The 17097-nt window shown below is 70.5% G+C and carries 13 protein-coding genes; 7 read left to right on the forward strand and 6 right to left on the reverse strand.

Going from position 1 to position 17097, the window contains the following annotated elements; all coding sequences use genetic code 11:
• Positions 1–16: 16 nt before the first annotated feature.
• From ACFQ7Q_RS23010 to ACFQ7Q_RS23020, 3 genes are all read left to right on the forward strand, one after another.
• On the forward strand, positions 17–784 hold the full coding sequence (locus ACFQ7Q_RS23010; protein ID WP_383558279.1) for an Asp/Glu racemase: 768 nt from the start codon (positions 17–19) through the stop codon (positions 782–784).
• Positions 785–826: 42 nt separating this feature from the next.
• Positions 827–1972 (forward strand): XdhC family protein, encoded by a 1146-nt coding sequence (locus tag ACFQ7Q_RS23015; RefSeq protein WP_383558282.1) that lies wholly within the window; start codon positions 827–829, stop codon positions 1970–1972.
• Positions 1973–2069: 97 nt separating this feature from the next.
• Complete coding sequence (locus ACFQ7Q_RS23020; RefSeq protein ID WP_383558285.1) at positions 2070–2549, forward strand: MarR family winged helix-turn-helix transcriptional regulator; 480 nt, start codon at positions 2070–2072, stop codon at positions 2547–2549.
• An 85-nt stretch (positions 2550–2634) separates the two neighbouring features.
• Here ACFQ7Q_RS23020 and ACFQ7Q_RS23025 read toward each other — a convergent pair whose 3' ends face one another.
• Positions 2635–3603 carry a helix-turn-helix transcriptional regulator gene (locus ACFQ7Q_RS23025; RefSeq protein WP_383558287.1) on the reverse strand — a complete coding sequence of 323 codons (969 nt, stop codon included), beginning with the start codon at positions 3601–3603 and terminating at the stop codon, positions 2635–2637.
• 63 nt (positions 3604–3666) lie between these two features.
• Here ACFQ7Q_RS23025 and ACFQ7Q_RS23030 point away from each other — a divergent pair, with 63 nt between their 5' ends.
• Complete coding sequence (locus ACFQ7Q_RS23030) at positions 3667–4812, forward strand: epoxide hydrolase family protein (protein ID WP_383558290.1); 1146 nt, start codon at positions 3667–3669, stop codon at positions 4810–4812.
• Positions 4813–5056: 244 nt separating this feature from the next.
• Here the strand turns inward: ACFQ7Q_RS23030 and ACFQ7Q_RS23035 are convergent, their stop codons facing one another.
• Positions 5057–6271 carry an FAD-dependent oxidoreductase gene (locus ACFQ7Q_RS23035; RefSeq protein ID WP_383558293.1) on the reverse strand — a complete coding sequence of 405 codons (1215 nt, stop codon included), beginning with the start codon at positions 6269–6271 and terminating at the stop codon, positions 5057–5059.
• Positions 6272–6355: 84 nt separating this feature from the next.
• Between ACFQ7Q_RS23035 and ACFQ7Q_RS23040 the strand changes: the two genes are divergently transcribed.
• Positions 6356–6982 (forward strand): TetR/AcrR family transcriptional regulator, encoded by a 627-nt coding sequence (locus ACFQ7Q_RS23040; RefSeq protein ID WP_383558295.1) that lies wholly within the window; start codon positions 6356–6358, stop codon positions 6980–6982.
• Between the two features lie 339 nt (positions 6983–7321).
• On the forward strand, positions 7322–9019 hold the full coding sequence (locus ACFQ7Q_RS23045) for an LGFP repeat-containing protein (protein ID WP_383558298.1): 1698 nt from the start codon (positions 7322–7324) through the stop codon (positions 9017–9019).
• A 102-nt stretch (positions 9020–9121) separates the two neighbouring features.
• Here ACFQ7Q_RS23045 and ACFQ7Q_RS23050 read toward each other — a convergent pair whose 3' ends face one another.
• The 3 genes from ACFQ7Q_RS23050 to katG all read right to left on the reverse strand — a co-directional run bounded on the left by ACFQ7Q_RS23050 (position 9122) and on the right by katG (position 15026).
• Positions 9122–10663: a hypothetical protein gene (locus tag ACFQ7Q_RS23050; RefSeq protein WP_383558300.1), complete on the reverse strand. Its 1542-nt coding sequence runs from the start codon at positions 10661–10663 to the stop codon at positions 9122–9124.
• Positions 10660–12648: a hypothetical protein gene (locus ACFQ7Q_RS23055; protein WP_383558303.1), complete on the reverse strand. Its 1989-nt coding sequence runs from the start codon at positions 12646–12648 to the stop codon at positions 10660–10662. Before ACFQ7Q_RS23055 ends, ACFQ7Q_RS23050 begins: the two co-directional genes overlap by 4 nt.
• Before the next feature lie 188 nt (positions 12649–12836).
• Complete coding sequence (gene katG / locus ACFQ7Q_RS23060) at positions 12837–15026, reverse strand: catalase/peroxidase HPI (RefSeq protein WP_383558306.1); 2190 nt, start codon at positions 15024–15026, stop codon at positions 12837–12839.
• A 246-nt stretch (positions 15027–15272) separates the two neighbouring features.
• Here katG and ACFQ7Q_RS23065 point away from each other — a divergent pair, with 246 nt between their 5' ends.
• Positions 15273–15485: a hypothetical protein gene (locus tag ACFQ7Q_RS23065; RefSeq protein WP_383558309.1), complete on the forward strand. Its 213-nt coding sequence runs from the start codon at positions 15273–15275 to the stop codon at positions 15483–15485.
• Between the two features lie 12 nt (positions 15486–15497).
• On the opposite strand, the gene ACFQ7Q_RS23070 is transcribed toward ACFQ7Q_RS23065, so the two are convergent.
• Positions 15498–17090 carry a mucoidy inhibitor MuiA family protein gene (locus tag ACFQ7Q_RS23070; RefSeq protein ID WP_383558312.1) on the reverse strand — a complete coding sequence of 531 codons (1593 nt, stop codon included), beginning with the start codon at positions 17088–17090 and terminating at the stop codon, positions 15498–15500.
• Positions 17091–17097 lie beyond the last annotated feature (7 nt).

The raw sequence follows: 17097 nt of genomic DNA on the forward strand, positions 1-17097 counted from the left end.
CGGAGGAACCAAACCCATGACGGACCATCACATCGGCATGATCGTGCCCAGCTCCAACCTGACCATGGAGACCGAACTCCCGCGGATGCTGAGCGCCCGCGAGGCCGTCCGGCCCGACGACCGCTTCGTGTTCCACAGCAGCCGGATGCGCATGAAGCACGTCACCCCCGAGGAACTGCGCGGGATGAACGCGCAGACCCAGCGCGCCGCACTCGAACTGGCCGACGCCCGGCCCGACGTCGTCGCCACCGCCTGTCTGGTCGCCATCATGGCCCAGGGCCCGGGCCACCACTGCGTGGCGGAGGACGAGATCACCTCCGTGCTGCGCGCCGAAGGCGCCGAGGCTCCGGTGGTCTCCAGCGCCGGCGCCCTGCTCAGCGGCATCGGGGCCCTCGGCGCCCGGCGCGTCGCCATCATCACGCCGTACATGAAGGGGCTCACCGCCCAGGTCGTCGACTACATCGAGGACGCCGGCATCGAGGTGGTCGACGCCCTCAGCCTCGAAGTGCCCGACAACCTGGCGGTCGCCCGACTCGACCCGGCCGATCTGCGCGAGCATTGGCGGCGTCTCGACCTGAGCCGGGCCGACGCCCTGGTGCTGTCGGCGTGCGTGCAGATGCCGTCCCTCGCGTCGATCCAGCCGGTCGAGGACGAAGCGGGGCTGCCCGTGCTGTCGGCGGCCACGTCGACGGCGTTCCGCGTCCTGACGGAGCTCGGCCTGCCCCCTGTCGTGCCGAACGCCGGAAGCCTGCTCGGCGGGCGGGTCACGGCAGCCCGGCCGTGACCCGCGGGCACAGGTGCACGGCGGATACGGGAGGAGTCGCTCATGCGTGACGTGATGGAACAGCTGCTGTCCTGGTGGGCCGAGGGCAGGGCGGCGGCGCTGGCCACGGTCGTGGCCACGCACGCCTCGGCGCCCCGCCGGCCCGGTGCCTCGATGCTGGTGGGTCCCGGGGGCGAGGCGGTCGGCAGCGTCTCGGGCGGCTGCGTCGGAAGCGCCGTCTACGAGTCGGGACAGGAAGCGCTCGCCGGGGCGCGGCCGGTGCTTCAGCGGTACGGAGTGTCCGACAGCGATGCCTTCGGGGTCGGGCTGACCTGCGGCGGCACCCTCGACGTGTTCGTGGAGAGGATCGACCCCGAGACGTTTCCGCAGCTGGGTGAGGTGGCCGAGTCGGTGCGGGCCGGACGCCCGGTGGCCGTGGCCACCGTGATCGCCGGGCCGCCGGAACGCCTCGGCCGCCGCACGGTTGTCTGGCCGGACCGGGTGGCGGGCGGCACCGGCTCGGAGCGTCTGGACCGTCTCGTACGCCATGACGCCCGCGGTCTGCTGGACGCCGGCCGATCCGCTGTGCTGCCGTACAGCGCGGACGGAGCGTGCCGTGGTGGCGACCTGGACGCCACCGGCGCGGGGCTTCGGGTGTTCGTCGAGTCCTTCGCGCCACCGCCACGGATGATCGTGTTCGGCGCCGTCGACTTCGCCGCGGCCCTCGCACGTACGGGATCGCTCCTCGGCTACCGGGTCACCGTGTGCGACGCGCGCCCGGTGTTCGCCACCGCGGCCCGGTTCCCCGGCGCCGACGAGGTCGTCGTGGCGTGGCCGCACCGGTATCTCCGCGCCGAGGCGGAGGCCGGGCGGATCGACTCGAGGTCCGTGCTCTGCGTGCTGACCCATGACCACAAGTTCGACGTCCCGCTGCTCGAATGCGCGCTGCGCCTGCCCGACGTCGGCTACATCGGCGCGATGGGCTCCCGGCGCACCCATCAGGACCGATGGAACCGGCTCACGGAGGCAGGGCTGACCGAGGCCGAACTGAAGCGGCTGTCCAGCCCGATCGGCCTTGACCTCGGCGCCCGGACCCCGGAGGAGACCGCCGTGTCCATCGCGGCCGAGATCATCGCGTCGAAGGGAGGAGGAAGCGGCCTCCCGCTGACCGACCGCCCCGGCGCGATCCATCCCGATTCCGGTCTCTGACCGCGTCGGTGCTCGGATGCGTCGACGCCGCGACGACCGCCGCGATGCCGTCCCCCACTCTCGCTCGGCGTCGACCGTGCGTGCTTAAGTAGGCCCCATGGCCGACCAGACCCAGCCCGCCGAGACCGCCCCGGAGATTCCCGCCGCTCTGACAGCCGCTCCCGGCTATCAGGTCCGCCGCCTCTACCAGGCGTATCTCGCGGTGTGGGCGCGGGAGGTGGACCCGGTACTGACGGGCCCCCAGTTCGCGGTGCTGCAGACCGTGGAAGCCAATCCCGGCCGGGACCAGCGCTCCATGGCCGCCGCAGTCTCCCTGGACACCTCCACCATGGCCGACGTGGCCCGCAGGCTGGAGAACCGTGGCCTGCTCGCCCGCCACACCGCGGCCTCCGACGGCCGCCGCAAACTGCTCTACCTGACCGACGCAGGTCGCGAGACGCTCCGCGAGGCCAACGACCGTACCCGGTCGCTCGACAAGATCCTCCTGGAGTCGTTCGGCGAGGCGGAACGCGCACCGCTCGTCGCCACGCTCCAGGCGCTCGCCGACCACTGGGAGGGTCTGGCGGAGGGCTCGTAGCCCCACCGGAACGCGATGTCGAACCCGTGATCCGGCGCAAGGGGCCCACCTCGCCGTCGTGGCCTTCATGGGCGAGTCCGTCGTCTCATCCGATCGGTGGTGTCGCGCGCCCGTAGCGGTCGGCGAGGCGGCGCAGGTGGCCGACCAGTTCCGCGGGTCCGGTGACCTCGAAGTCGAAGTCGAGCATGCCCAGCTGGAGGGCGAGGGTCTGCACGGTGTCGGCACCGGTGACCAGGACGCAGGTGTCGGCGTCGATCGCCTCGACCGTGCCGACCGCGGGGTTGATCTGTTCGACCACAGCCGCCGCCGGGGCGTGGACGGTCACCCGTGCGTGATGGCGCCAGGCGGCGCCGGACACGCGTCGGGAGACGTACGCCGCGATGTCGCCGCCGGGCGGCTCCCGAGGGGCGAAGCGCGGTCCGGTCGGTGTGCGGGGCTGGATCCGGTCGACCCTGAAGGTCCGCCAGTCCTCGCGTTCGACGTCCCACGCCACCAGGTACCAGCGCTGTCCCCAGTTCACCGCCCGATAGGGCTCCACGATGCGCCGGGTCGGCCGTCCGGCATGGTCCAGGTAGTCGAAGCGCAGCCGTTCCCGGTCGCGGCAGGCGGACACGAGAGTCGTCAGCAGCTCCGCGGAGACGGTCGGAGCCGGTCGGTCGGCCGGCACCGCCACGGTGTACGCCTGGAGGGTCCGCACCCGTCGGCGCAGCCGTGAGGGCAGCACCTGCTCGACCTTGGCCAGCGCCTGGACCGAGGTCTCCGCGGTGCCGGGGACGGCGCCCTGGGCAGCGATGCGCAGCGCGATCGTCACCGCGACGGCCTCCTCGTCGTCGAGGAGCAGCGGGGGCATCGCCGCCCCGGCGCCGAGCCGGTAGCCGCCGGTGGCTCCGCGTGTGGCGTCCACGGGATAGCCGAGTTCGCGCAGTCGGTCGATGTCGTTGCGGATGGTCCGGCCGCTCACGCCCAGGCGCTCCGCCAGTTCGGATCCCGGCCAGGCTCGCGGGGTTTGCAACAGAGAGAGCAGACGCAGCAGACGCGCGGAAGTGTCGAGCATGAAACCAAGCCTGAGGTGTTATTAGGAAGGCAACGTGCCTATATCGAGAATACAGTCTTGTCCATGGAGACCAGCAGCAACACCGACGCCCGGATCCACCCGTACCGCATCGACATCGCGCAGGAGGAGCTCGACGATCTGCGCGATCGACTGGCCCGGACCCGCTGGGGCGGTGAGATCCCCGGCGTCGGCTGGAGCCGGGGTGTGCCCACCGACCACCTCAAGGCCCTGGCCGCGTACTGGGCCGACGGCTTCGACTGGCGCAAGGCGGAGGCGGAGCTCAACGAGTTCCCCCAGTTCACCACCGAGATCGACGGCCAGAACATCCACTTCCTGCACGTCCGCTCGGGGAACGAGGCGGCCGTTCCGCTGCTTCTGGTGCACGACTGGCCCTGCTCGTTCATGCAGTTCGTCGATGTCATCCGGCCGCTGACGCAGGACTTCCATGTCATCGTGACCTCGACTCCCGGCACCGGCTTCTCCGGTCCGCTCGGTGAGGCCGGCTGGAACACCGGCCGCATCGCAGGCGCGTTCGTGGAGCTCATGAGCCGGCTCGGGTACGACTCCTACGGCGTTCAGGGCACGGGAGGCGGCGCCTGGATCGTCGCCGAGATGGGGCGTCAGGCACCGGACAGGGTCGTCGGCATCCACGTCAACGGTCTGATCACCTTCCCCTCGGGGGATCCCGCCGAGTTCGAGGGGCTGACCGGGTCCGAGCAGGAGCGGCTGGCCCGGCTGGAGGACTTCCAGCAGGACAAGATGGGCTTCAATGCCATCCAGTCCACTCGCCCGCAGACCCTCGCCTATGGGCTGCATGACTCGCCGGTCGGCCAACTCGCCTGGATCGTGGAGAAGTTCAAGGAGTGGACCGACCCTGCCGCCGAGCTTCCCGAGGACGCCGTGGGTCGCGACCGTCTGCTGACGAACGTCAGCGTCTACTGGTTCAGCGGTACGGCGGGCTCCTCGGCGAACCTCTACTACGAAGCGGGTCACGACGCGAGCGCCTGGGCCCCGAAGGCGCGCGGCACCGTCCCGACCGGCGTGGCCGTCGCATTGGGCACGGATGTCGCCATCCGCCGCTTCGCCGAGCGGGATCACCACATCACCCACTGGAGCGAGCTGGAGCGCGGAGGGAACTTCCTCGCGCTGGAGCAGCCGGAGGAGTTCGTCACCGACGTCCGCGCGTTCTTCGCCGGACTCGGGGCCTGACACCCGCGGTCGGCACCGCGCGGTGCCCGGGCGGTCCACGGCGTCGAATGCCGAGCGGTGACCGTCCGGGCCGAACGCCTCCGGGCGAGCCGGTGCCACGGCCGCCTCGGCTCTGAAGCGAGGCGCACGCGGTGCCCCACGGCCGCCTCGGAGCCGTGAGCCGCAGGCGACTCCGAGGCGAGCCGCACGCGGTGCCACGGCCCCCTCGACTCCGAGGCGAGGCGCACACGGTACTGCGTGCGCCTCAGAGTCGTGACGTACCGGCCTGGGATCGTCCATCCGTTCCACCGGTGGGCAGTTCGCCGCAGTCATGGGTGTAGAGCCAGGCCGTGGCCTTCTCGAAGAAGAGGGGGACCGCCACCGGCATCACCAGATCGCGCATCCTTCGCGCGAGCGGACCGGCCGTCTTGGCGTCACGGTTGTCCGAGGCCGCCTTGACCATCTTGGCGACGCGGCCCGAGCGGGCGGCGTCGTACGCGGAGAGGGCGGCGGCCACCGTCGGTTCCGTGGCCAGTGAGCGTGCCAGGACGAGTGCGTCCTCCAGGGCCATCGAGGCGCCCTGACCCGCGCCGACCGGGTGTCCGGCGTCGCCGACCAGCGCGATGCGGTCGTCGTGGCGGACCGGGACCGCGTCGAGCCTGTGCATCAGGGTGGGCCGGTGCAGTTCGACGGTCGCCTCAAGGACCGCGGACGGCACCTGCTCGTGCCGGTAGAGCCCGGCCAGGCGGCTAAGCCACTCCTCCTCGGTGAGGCCGAGCTCCGGCCGCTCGGGGCACGAGACCTGAGCCGACCACCAGACCCTGCCATCGGGGGCGGCGAGGTGGATGAAGGCGCCGTTCCGGGCGAACGTCATGTTGAAGAAGCCGGGTTCGGTCTCGATGCCCTCGGCGATGCCCGAGACGCTGTAGAGCCCGGCGTACTCGGGAGTGGGCGCCTGCGGGTCGAGCAGCGACCGGGTGGCCGACCAAAGGCCGTCCGCGCCGATGAGCAGCGACGCCTCCTCCGTACGACCGCTCGCGAAGACCGCCCGTACCCCCTTCTCGGTGGTGACCGCATCCACCAGGCGCTCACCCGTGACGATGAGGGCCCCCGCCGCCAGCGCCTCCGCGCGCAGCGCCGCGACCAGGTCGCCCCGCATCAGGGTCACGCTGTGCAGCGCGTCGCCGCTCAGCCGGCCTCGCGGAACGTCACCCAGCAGCTTGCCCGAGCTCGACCACATGCGCTGGCCGGGCACATCGATCCCGGCCCGCTGCACCCGCTCCAGCACGCCGAGCGAGCGCAGCACCCGCAGACCGTTGGACGCCAGGCTGAGGAACGAGCCCACCTGTCCCGCCGGTTCGGCGTACGCCTCGTACACCGAGACCTCCACACCAAGCCGCCGCAGCGCCAGGGCACTTGCCGCGCCGGCCACTCCGCCGCCTATCACCATGACGTTCATCCGTACCCCCTGAATCAACATTCAGTGAATCCAAGTTCACCGAACTGTGGTTCACAATGAGGCAGGGGGCTGACGCACGTCAAGCCCGACGAGAGGACTCACCTGATGGGCGTACGCAAGGAGAAGGCCGCCGAGACCGAGGCGGCGCTGAAGGACGCGGCCCGGCGGCTGTTCGCCGAGCGCGGCTATCTCGATACGAAGATCACCGACATCACCCGCGAGGCCGGGCGTGCCACCGGCTCCTTCTACGCCCACTTCGCGGACAAGAACGCCCTGCTCCAGGCCCTGATGCAGGACCTGAACGCCCAGGCCGACGCCGAGATCGGCGCGGGTCACCACCCGGTCGACCACGATCTGACCGACCCCGACCAGCTGCGCGAGCATCTCGCCGTCACCTGGAATGTCGTGCGCGAGCACCTGCCCGTGGTCGTGGCCCTGATGCAGACCAACTTCGCGGGCCCGCCCGGCGAGGGTCGCGCGTGGGCGAGTCTGGCCCAGGAGACGGCAACCCTCCGCGAGCACCTGGAGTGGCTCCGCGACCGCGGTCACCAACTGCCGGGGGACCCGGTGCTGGTCGCCGCTGCCATGGGGGCGATGGTCTCGATGCTCGGGTTCGCCGTCATCACGGCAAGGGAGGACGGCCCCCTGGCCACCGACGACGAGGTCGTCGACACCCTCACGGCCCTGCTGCTGCACGGTCTGGCGGGACCGGCGCCGGAAAAGACGGCATAGCCAGTGGACCCCCTGGGGAGAACCTGAGGTCGGAGTTCACCAGAGGGAGAGAATCACATGCACTTACGCAGGGAACGGCGGCCCGCGGGTTCGGCCCGTTCGAGCACGGTGAGGACGACAGGGTGGGCGGCCGTGGCGACGGTCCTCATGTCCGTGCTCGTCGGCGGAGTGGGATCGGTGCCCGCCCAGGCTGCTGCTCCACATCGGCCGGCACCGACCATCACGCAACCCTCGTCGATCACTTCCACGCCTACGGCCAGGTCGTGCTCGACCGCGCCATCCGGCCCGAAGGCGAAGTCGGCGCAATGGGCGCCGACGAAGGACCCGCGGAGAACGGTCGTGCCGGGGCGGATGCGGTCGGACTGCGAGGCGATCCCGCAAGGCTTCACCAAGGAGCAGGCCGCGAAGGCCGAGACGATGGAAGCCGCGCTGCTCGCCGCGTCCGAGAAGGCCGAAGCTCAGCGATCGCGAGTGTCCGCCGCCGACTGCCAGGTCTACTGGCCCGCACCGTACGAGGTGTGCGGGGCGATCCGTGACAAGTACAACGCACTCGGCGGCCCCAACGGCTTCCTGTTGTTCCCGACGTCGAACGAACTGACCAACCCGGATGGGCACGGCAAGCGTTCGGTGTTCCAGAACGGGCCCATCTACTGGTCGGCGAACAGCGGCGCGTACCCCGTGGTGAACCACTTCTTCGCCGCCTGGCAGCGCAACGGCTGGGAGGCGGGGCCGCTCGGGTACCCGACCTCGGACGAGATCGTGAACCCCGACAACATCGGCCGACGCCAGTACTTCCAGGGCGGCACCGTCTACTGGCGTCTCAACGAGGCCTACTACGTCACCGGGGCCATCAGGGACAAGTGGGGCGAGACCGGCTGGGAAGGCGGCCGGCTCGGCTATCCGACGAGCGACGAGGTCGAACTGCCCGACGGCCAGGGCCGCATGAACCGGTTCGAGCACGGCGCGATCTACTGGTCACCCACCACGGGGGCGCATCCGATCAGCGCGTCCATCCTGGATCAGTGGTCCCGCGCCGGGTTCGAGACGAGCTCGTACGGCTATCCGACCGCCGACCCCGTCACCCACCCCGGCGGGACCCAGGAGCAGCAGTTCCAGCACGACCGGATCTACAGCTCGGGATTGACGATTCCTGTCGCCTCCGGGGTTTCGCTGTCACTCGGCGTACCGTCGGCCGGCCCCCTGACACCCGGAACCGTGCCCGACGGTGTGGTCCTGAACGGCCCAGGCTTCAACGCCCGATTCCAACGCGTCGCCGGTGACGGCTCGTTCGAGGTCTCGCTGGTCCGGCTGGACGGCAGCGCACCCACCACGCTGGACCTGCTGTTCGGCGCACCTGCCGGCTACACCCTTCGAGCGACACCGCAACGGGTGGAGCTCACCGACTCGACCGGCGCGGTGGTCGCGGGCGTCGGGCTTCCCATGGGCTTCGACGCCACAGGAGCGGCGGTTCCGGTGCAGGCGAGCTTCGAGGGGAACAGACTGCGGTTGCAGCTCGGCAACTCGACGGCCTTCCCGGTCGAGTTCCCCGCGATCGCGGCGAAGGGGAACGCCCTCGAAGAGTGGTGGTCCACCGGGATCAAGCAGCGCATCGTCTGCGAGAACGAACCGTACGACTGCTTCCGGGTGCGCAACGCGCGGGGGCCGGCCTTCAACGTGTCGAAGGACGCCTTTCCCGAGGCGACGGAGACCGAGGACAACCGCATCGACGCCGCACGGCACTGCATCTGGAACGGTCTGATGACCGAAGGTGCCAACCAGGGATTCGCGCAGCGGATGGCCGCTGCCCATGAACTCGACGGGAGTGCGAAGCCCGGCTGGAGCCGCAACGCCCAGCTGATGGACGAGTACAACAACAAGACGGGTGTCCAGGTGGGGCTCCGCAATGAGGGATCGCCCGGCACCATCGAATCCACCTGCGTCCGGTACGGGCAGGAAGCGCGGATCGTCCCTGAACCGGACACGATCGATCTGACGAACCCGAACGGCATCGACCTCCTCGCGCTGAGGCACCCTTGATCCACACGTGACAGACCGTCATACCCGCCCGCCGCGTCGGTCCTCCGACGCGGCGGGCGGACCGGCGAGCCACTCCCGGACCGGGTCGTCCGCGATACGCGATCAGCTGCGGCTCGCAGTGCAGTCCGCCGGTGTGGGGCGGCCCGTCGGCCAGGCGAGGCCGACGAAGCGGATACGGCCGGGAGCGTCGGGGGCGAGTTCCACCACGGAGACCGCCTTGTTGTACGGATTGCCGTAGTTGTCCAGGCAGATCCAGCCGCTCGCGCCGTCGACCTTGCCCATGCCGTGCAGGCGCAGCCACGAGTCGCTGATGCGGCCGAGGGTGGGGATGACGGGGTCGCCGTCGTCGCGCATCCGGATGGCCGTGATCGCGGTGAGGCCGGCGTCGTAGAAGGTGATGGTCCGCGAGTCGGTGAGTTCCACCGGGCCGATGTTCCCGACCTCCTTGCTGGTGGCGAGGTCGGAGAGGGTGCGGAAGGCGGCGGCGGAGCCGCCCGTGGCGGGTGCCTTGCGGTCGGTCCAGGCGTCCGGGTGGGCGACGGCGGCGTACTGGAGGGTCACGCCCTTGCGGAAGGCGTCCCAGTCGAGGAGCTTGTCCGAGGAGAGCGTGGAGGCGCCGGAGCCGGTGATGACGGTGTACTTCTTCTCGGTGCAGCCCCGGTTTCCCAGTTCGTTGACGAACTGCCGCAGCTGGACGGGGCGTCCGGCGAAGTAGATGACCTTGGCCGCGGAGGTGCAGATCGTGTCGACCATCTGGTCGAAGGCGTTGGCGGTGGTGCCTTCCTCGTGGAACTCCTCGGGCGCGCGGTACTGCTCCGGCGCCCGGGGCGACCCGAGGGTCCGCTCGGCGAAGGCCCGCTTGAGCGCGTCGACGTAGTTGTCACCGGTGCGGATGTCCTCGACGACCAGGGTGTGCTTGGGGTCGATGCCCTTGTTGAAGTGGGACAGGGCCTTGGCCTGGTCGGTGGTCGTGGGCACGACCCGGGCGAGGCCCGGATACGCGTCGGGCCGCTCGCGGCTGTTGCCCGAGTCGTCGGCGGTGATGGGGCCACCGACGACGGGAATGCCGCGCTCCCGCGTGAGGAAGCCGATGGCCTCCTGCGTGGTGGCGGTGGAGACGTCGAAGCCGATCACGGCCCGGAGGTTGTCGGTCGTGGACTCCGACATGATGCTGAGCTGTTCGGCGACAGCGCGCCAATGGGCATGGCTGCGACCGGGGTTGGCCAGCAGGAGCCGTATCGCCGGCTTCTTGCTGTTGGAGTCGTGGTTGGCGCGGTACTGCGCGAGATAGGCGCCCTGCACCTCGTGGAGCGTCTTCTGCTGCTCGAACGTCTGCGCCGGAGCCATCGGCAGCATCACGGCGACGGATACGTGCGGTTCGCCCTTGATCCGCTCGTTCTCCGCCTTGATCCGCGCGCTGACCTCCTTGAGGTTGTCCGCGAAGACGAAGCTGCCGTCGGTGACGCCCGTGCATTCCCGGGATCCCTCGGGGCCCCGTTCCTCGATGCCCTTTCCGCAGGCCGGATCCGGACCGAACACGACGATGCCCGCCCACACGGCTGCGCCGAGCACGGCCAGGGCGACGATGAGGGCGGCCGCCTTGGTGAGCGGCCCGCCGGGGAGTCTTGCGATGAACGACGTCATGACGGGGCACCTTCCTGAACGGGCAGGTCGGGAGCCTGTGCTCCGGCCCGCAGACGGGCCGGCCAGGCGGCGGACGCCTCGCGGTAGGCGGCATGCGCGGCCTTGTTGCCGTACAGCGTCTCCAGCGCGATGCGGACGGTGGTCAGCTCGTCCTCGCGCGGGGCGAGGGTGAGCGGGTCGGAGAGCCGCCACAGCAGGGGTACCAGCGAGGCGACCGCATCGTGGTGGGGGCCGGGGGCGTTGCTGCCGCAGGCCGTGCACGACAGGACGGGGTTCCCGGCCGGGGGCTCGTAACCCTCGCGGGGGTGGGGCGCGGCGCAGATCAGATTGAGCGAGGTCAGCCATGCCTCGGGCGGGGTGACGGTGAACCGGTGGTGCAGCACGCTGACCACCTCCTGGACCCGGCCCAGGGCCAGGGTGTGGTGCAGATACGTGTCACCGCGCGGGTCGCACAGGGAGCGCAGTCGCAGCTGGGTGTCGCGCCAGCGTTCGTGGGTGACGGTGGCGGCGAGGCGGTGCCGCAGCAGCAGATCGAGGGAACGATCGCCGTCGAGACAGGAGCGGGTCCGGTAGTCGTCGGCCTCGCGGACCCGGACGGCGACCATCTCTGCGGAGTGGTCCTCGGGATGGGTGAAGGTCCACAGTCCCCGCCGGGTGCCCGCGTCGGCCGCGGCGGACAGCAGCACCAGGCGCTCCCGCATCACAGGATCGGGCAGCAGCTTGGCGAGGAGCGCGGGTGCGGCCTCGTCGAGGAGTTCCCCGCCGCGTATCGTGCCCACGTCCTCGACACGGCGCACGGCCGCGTCCGCCAGGATCCGGGCGCTCGCCGCCCGGCCGCCGCTGTAGCGGGCGACGACGCGGGGCAGATGGTCGGGGTAGTCGACGGGGCTGAGCATCTCCGCGATGTGGGCCGGTTCGATGTCGGGGACGCTCAGCACCAGCGGACGGGCCCGCGGTACGGCGTCCCCGCCGACCTCGGTCAGTGGTGGGTGTCCGTGGCTCCTGCCGAGCAATGTGGCGAGGGCCGCCGGCCGGGTCCGAGCCTTGCCCGACGCGTCGCCCTGTCCGGCGTCGAGCAGGTCGAGGAAGACGCGTCCGACGTCGGTGTGGGCGTTGTCGAGGAGCAGCAGCGGCCGGGGCTTCTTGTTGAGCCTGCGCAGTGTGCCGTAGTTGGCGTCGATGTCGTCCAGAAGGGCGGCGACGAGGTGCTCCTCGGCGGTGCGTCTGCGGTCGTCGAGCCTGCGGAAACCGCGGACGAACTGGAAGAGCCGCTGCAGCGAGTCGCCCTGGTAGCCCTGGGAGCGGTGCAGTCGGCCGCCCCACCAGGCGAGCGCGCCCTTGTCCGGTTCGTTCTTCACGAGCTGCGCCCGGGCGGCGTCGAGGACGATCCCGGCGATGGTGTCGAGGCCGGGGACGGCGGAGAGGACCAGCGGGAGGTTGTCCGTGACGAGGTCGAACCAGCGGCCGAGGCTCTCCCTGCGGCGGCGTATGTCGGGGTCCTCGGCGGTGATGAGCGTACGCAGATCCGCTTCCGCCCGGCGCAGGTCGGGCGGCCGCACATCGGTCTCGCCGCTGTTCAGCGGGCGCCAGGCGGTGACGACGAGGAGCCCGAGCGACAGCCGGGGGAAGGCCATCGGTTTGCCGAAGTGCCTGACCTCCAGGCCGAGTTTGTACGCGAGGAGATAGAGCAGGTGCGTGATGCGGGAGGCGTTGGGGACGTCGTCGTCGCCGTCGGCGACACCGGGTTCGCCGAACCCCGGAGCCCCGAGGTCGACCCGCGCGAGCGGCACCCTGCCGTTGTACGCGTCATGGACGGCGCCGAGCAGGGCGGTCTTGCCGCTTCCCCGTCCGCCGACGATCCGCACGACGGGCGCGCCCTTGGGATACGCGAAGGGGACCAGGTACCCGTCCTTGTGATGCAGCCCCACCAGCCGCGGGACGAACCCCTCCTGCAGAGCCTGCTGACCGTACAGTCTCCCGCCCATGGCGCTCGCGCCTCCCCCTGTCACTTGCGCATCAAGAGATCAACTCAGCGTGCACAGAAGGAACTTACCTGACAGGCGCCTGCTCGGCAGAGGGGTTGTGGACGATCAGTCCACCCAGGGACGCCGTCGACGGCGAGGACGTCCGAGACCCCGGTCGGCCGCCGTGACGGCCGACCGGGGCAGGGGAGTCAGGACAGGTCGAACCGATCCAGGTTCATCACCTTGTCCCAGGCCGCCACGAAGTCACGGACGAGCTTCTCGCCCGCGTCGTCCGAGGCGTACACCTCCGAGAGGGCCCGCAGCTGGGAGTTCGAACCGAAGACGAGATCGACGGCGGTGGCGGTCCACTTGACCTCGCCCGTGGCGCGATTGCGGCCCTCGAACACGTTCTCCGTCGCGGTCGACGCCTTCCACTCCGTCTCCATGTCCAGCAGGTTCACGAAGAAGTCGTTGGTCAGCGTCTCGGGCCGGTCGGTGAACACACCGTGCCGGGACTGCTTGAAGCCGGTGTTCAGGGCCCGCATCCCGCCGACCAGAACCGTCATCTCGGGAGCGGTCAGCGTCAACAGGTTGGCACGGTCCAGCAGGAGAGTCTCCGGCGGCAGCTTCTCGCCCGCCCGGAGGTAGTTGCGGAACGCGTCCCCCCTCGGTTCGAGCACGGCGAACGCTTCCACGTCGGTCTGCTCCTGCGAGGCGTCCGTGCGCCCCGGCGAGAACGGGACCGTGACGGCGTGCCCGGCCTTCTTCGCGGCCTGCTCGACGCCCGCACAGCCGCCCAGCACGATCAGGTCGGCGAGCGAGACCTTCACCGCGCCGGTCTGGGAATCGTTGAACTCCTGCCGGATCCGATCGAGGGTCCGCACCGCCTCGGCCACCTCGGGCAGGTCGTTGACCTCCCAGTCCTTCTGCGGCGCCAGCCGGATCCGCGCGCCGTTGGCACCGCCCCGCTTGTCGGTGCCGCGGAAGCTCGCCGCCGATGCCCAAGCGGCCGTGACCAGCTGGGAGACGGACAGGTCCGAAGCGAGGATCCTCCTCTTGAGATCGGCGATCTCCGCGTCCCCGACCAGGTCGTGATCGACCGCGGGAACCGGGTCCTGCCACAGCTGGGGCTCGGGGATCCACGGGCCGAGATAGCGCGAGAGGGGGCCCATGTCGCGGTGCAGCAGCTTGTACCACGCCTTGGCGAACGCCTCCGCGAGCCGGTCCGGGTTCTCGTGGAAGCTCTTCGAGATCGGACCGTAGACCGGGTCCAGCTTCAGCGAGAGGTCCGTCGTCAGCATCATGGGAGCGTGCCTCTTCGACGGATCATGGGCATCGGGCACCGTGCCCTGGGCCGCGGGATCCGTGGGAGTCCACTGGTGCGCGCCTGCCGGGCTCGTCGTCAGCTCCCACTCGTACCGGAACAGATTGTCCAGGTACCCGTTGTCCCACTTCGTCGGCTCCGAGGTCCACGCGCCCTCGAGACCGCTGGTGAGGGTGTCGACGCCCTTGCCGCTGCCGTACGAGTTCAGCCAGCCGATGGCCTGCTGCTCGATGGGAGCGGCCTCGGGCTCCGGACCGATGTATTCGGGATCGACCGCGCCATGGCACTTGCCGAACGTGTGGCCGCCGACGATGAGCGCGACCGTCTCCTCGTCGTTCATCGCCATACGCCCGAACGTCTCGCGAATGTCCCGGGCGGCGGCGATCGGGTCCGGATTTCCGTTCGGCCCCTCGGGATTGACGTAGATCAGTCCCATCTGCACGGCGCCGAAAGGACCGGAGAGTTCCCTGTCGCCGCTGTAGCGCTCATCCCCGAGCCAGGTGTCCTCGGGTCCCCAGAAGATCTCCTCGGGTTCCCAGATGTCAGGCCGACCGAAGCCGAAGCCGAATGTCTTGAACCCCATGGAATCCATGGCGCAATTTCCGGCGAAAACCAGAAGATCGGCCCAGGAGATCTTCCGTCCGTACTTCTGCTTGACGGGCCAGAGCAGACGGCGGGCCTTGTCGAGACTCGCGTTGTCCGGCCAGCTGTTGAGCGGGGCGAAACGCTGAGCGCCGGAGCCGCCACCACCCCGGCCGTCCTCGATGCGGTACGTGCCCGCGGCATGCCAGCTCATGCGGATGAAGAGCGGACCGTAGTGGCCGTAGTCGGCAGGCCACCAGTCCTGCGACGTCGTCATCACCTCCATGACGTCCCGCTTCAGGGCGTCGACGTCCAGGGTCGCGAACTCCGCCGCGTAGTCGAAGTCCGCGTCCAACGGACTGGACTGGGGCGAGTGCTGGTGGAGGACCTGAAGGTCCAGCTGATTCGGCCACCAGTCCCGGTTCGCCTTGGGGCGAGTCTCCGTGGGGGCCGGGGAGGAGATTGCCGGGTTCTCGCTTTCGCTGCCGGACACGTCCGTCCTTCTTCCTGTCGCGGTGTTTCCGTCTGCCGACCGCTCGCTCGTGACGTCGTCTGCTTTTCTGGTTTCGAGCACTGCGACTCGGCGTCCGTATGGTCGCGCACCACGGACCGCACCGCTAAGAGAACACGCAGGGCGGCACCGCGTAACAAGCAGTCGACGTCCGAAGTCGTCGGGGACCTGGCCCGATTGCCGACGACTCTTTCGCCCCGGGAATTAGTACGAGAAAGGTTAAATCCTATGAGTGACCTGCTGGAGCGACCGCGTGGGCGTGGCCGGCGGACGACGTCGCAGCGGCGCATCGTCGCGGAAGTCCTCGAAGGCGACCACGTCCACCCGACCGGCGATCCCCTCGCCGGCCTCCCGACGGAGGACCGGTTCGGCTTCAGGGTGTCAGAGGTCGAGGTCACCCACCGAGGGTTGTGCCCCGACGGTGCCGCCGGACCGCACTGATCGCGGGCGGGCTCAGATCCCGGCGACCTTGGCGCTCGCCACCAGTTCGTAGACCAGGGTGACCGTCCGCCGCCCGCCGGGCGGCAGGGCGACGTCCCAGCGGACGATGCCTTCGGCGTCGACCACGTCGGGTGCCGGGGAGCAGCCCTCCTTGCGCAGGCGCACCTCCACCGCCGAGACCTCCGAGACCGGGATCCGCTCCCGAAGGACGACGACCCGCTCGCCGCGCTCCCCGGGGGCGGAGAACCGGGACAGGTGCAGCCGGACCGTGCGGGTGACCACCGTCCGCTGCGTGATCCCGGTGGAGTCGCGGGTCTCCTCGGTCTCCCGGACCACCCGGTGGTCGTCGCGGCTGCCGAAGGCGAGCTCGACCGGGGCTCCGGGAGTGGTGAACTCCAGCGTGCCGCGGCCGCTGAATCCGCTGCCGCGAACCAGGTCCACGGGCCCGGCGAGCAGCACATGGCCGGACCGGTTGTCGAACCGCACCACCTGCGTGACCAGCGGAGACACCTCGGGCGAGCATGCGTACTCGCTGCTCGCGGGCGCGGTGAAGACGGAGAGCGGCACGCGGTGGGCGCGGCCGTCCGAAGGCACGGAGACCGAGGCGGGAGACTTCAGGACCCGTGCCTCGCCGCCGTCGTCCACCCCAGGCAGACCGAGCACCGGCACCGGGCCGAGGTCCCCGATCTCCTCCTCGCGCAGCTCGACGTCGACCGTGCGGCGCTCCGCGGCCGTACGTTCCTTGAGCGTCAGCCGGTCCTCGCCCAGCGACGGCGGCTCGGTGGCCAGCGCAGACCGGGCCGTCGACAACGTCAGCCGTACGTCCGACCAGTCCTCGCCCGTACGCTGCCAGACCATCGCGTCGGTCTCCAGCGTCAGCGAGTCCCCGTCGAGCACGGCCCGGTAGGCGGGCCGCCACAGGGCACACGGGACGAGATGGGTCAGGCGCAGTCCGACCGGCCCGGCGGCGGCTGCCTCCACCGTCAGCTCGACATGGCCGACCAGCTCGGCCGGCTCCTCTTCGGAGAGGTCCATGGCCCGCTGAGTCTCGCCGAGTTCGGCGGCGAGCGCGGTCAGCCGGGCCTCCACGGTGCGGAGTCGCTCGCCCTGCGCGTCGCGCTCGGCGTCCACCCGGTCCAACTCGGCGGCCCAGCGCGTCCCTTCGGACTCGCCCGAGCCGGCGCCCTCGCCGATCTCCCGCAGCAGATCGGCGGCGAGGCGGCCGAGGAGGTCGAGACGGGTGTACAGCCGGTCGCGGCGCTGCATGAGGGCGAAGCGCTCCTCCTCCAGGGCGTGCACGCGAAGGCGCAGCGCGGAGTTTTTGTCCGGTGACGGCTCAGGCCCGCGCGGCGTCCAGCCGCGGACGATCCGTACGTCGAGCACGGTCGCGGGGTGGTCGGCGGTCAGTTCGGCATGGAGGGTGCGGTCGACCGCCAACGCGCTGACCGGCCCCAGACGCAGCCGCTGGACGCCTGCCTCCAGGTCGAGCACGACGGAGCGCTCGACCTGGGCGCGATCCTCCAGGCAGGTGACAGCGGTGACGGGGGCCGGGATGGGGACGGTGTCGGGGACGGGCACGGCGATCGGCTTCGAGTCCGTGGACATGGCGTGT

It is taken from the genome of Streptomyces sp. NPDC056527 (assembly GCF_042794475.1).
Lineage (GTDB): Bacteria > Actinomycetota > Actinomycetes > Streptomycetales > Streptomycetaceae > Streptomyces.

What these genes read in the sequence shown, in the direction of transcription:
- ACFQ7Q_RS23010 (WP_383558279.1), top strand. Translation starts at nt 17, where the DNA reads ATGACGGACCATCACATCGGCATGATCGTGCCCAGCTCCAACCTGACC.
- ACFQ7Q_RS23015 (WP_383558282.1), top strand. Translation starts at nt 827, where the DNA reads ATGCGTGACGTGATGGAACAGCTGCTGTCCTGGTGGGCCGAGGGCAGG.
- ACFQ7Q_RS23020 (WP_383558285.1), top strand. Translation starts at nt 2,070, where the DNA reads ATGGCCGACCAGACCCAGCCCGCCGAGACCGCCCCGGAGATTCCCGCC.
- ACFQ7Q_RS23025 (WP_383558287.1), bottom strand. Translation starts at nt 3,603, where the DNA reads ATGCTCGACACTTCCGCGCGTCTGCTGCGTCTGCTCTCTCTGTTGCAA.
- ACFQ7Q_RS23030 (WP_383558290.1), top strand. Translation starts at nt 3,667, where the DNA reads ATGGAGACCAGCAGCAACACCGACGCCCGGATCCACCCGTACCGCATC.
- ACFQ7Q_RS23035 (WP_383558293.1), bottom strand. Translation starts at nt 6,271, where the DNA reads ATGTTGATTCAGGGGGTACGGATGAACGTCATGGTGATAGGCGGCGGA.
- ACFQ7Q_RS23040 (WP_383558295.1), top strand. Translation starts at nt 6,356, where the DNA reads ATGGGCGTACGCAAGGAGAAGGCCGCCGAGACCGAGGCGGCGCTGAAG.
- ACFQ7Q_RS23050 (WP_383558300.1), bottom strand. Translation starts at nt 10,663, where the DNA reads ATGACGTCGTTCATCGCAAGACTCCCCGGCGGGCCGCTCACCAAGGCG.
- ACFQ7Q_RS23055 (WP_383558303.1), bottom strand. Translation starts at nt 12,648, where the DNA reads ATGGGCGGGAGACTGTACGGTCAGCAGGCTCTGCAGGAGGGGTTCGTC.
- ACFQ7Q_RS23065 (WP_383558309.1), top strand. Translation starts at nt 15,273, where the DNA reads ATGAGTGACCTGCTGGAGCGACCGCGTGGGCGTGGCCGGCGGACGACG.
- ACFQ7Q_RS23070 (WP_383558312.1), bottom strand. Translation starts at nt 17,090, where the DNA reads ATGTCCACGGACTCGAAGCCGATCGCCGTGCCCGTCCCCGACACCGTC.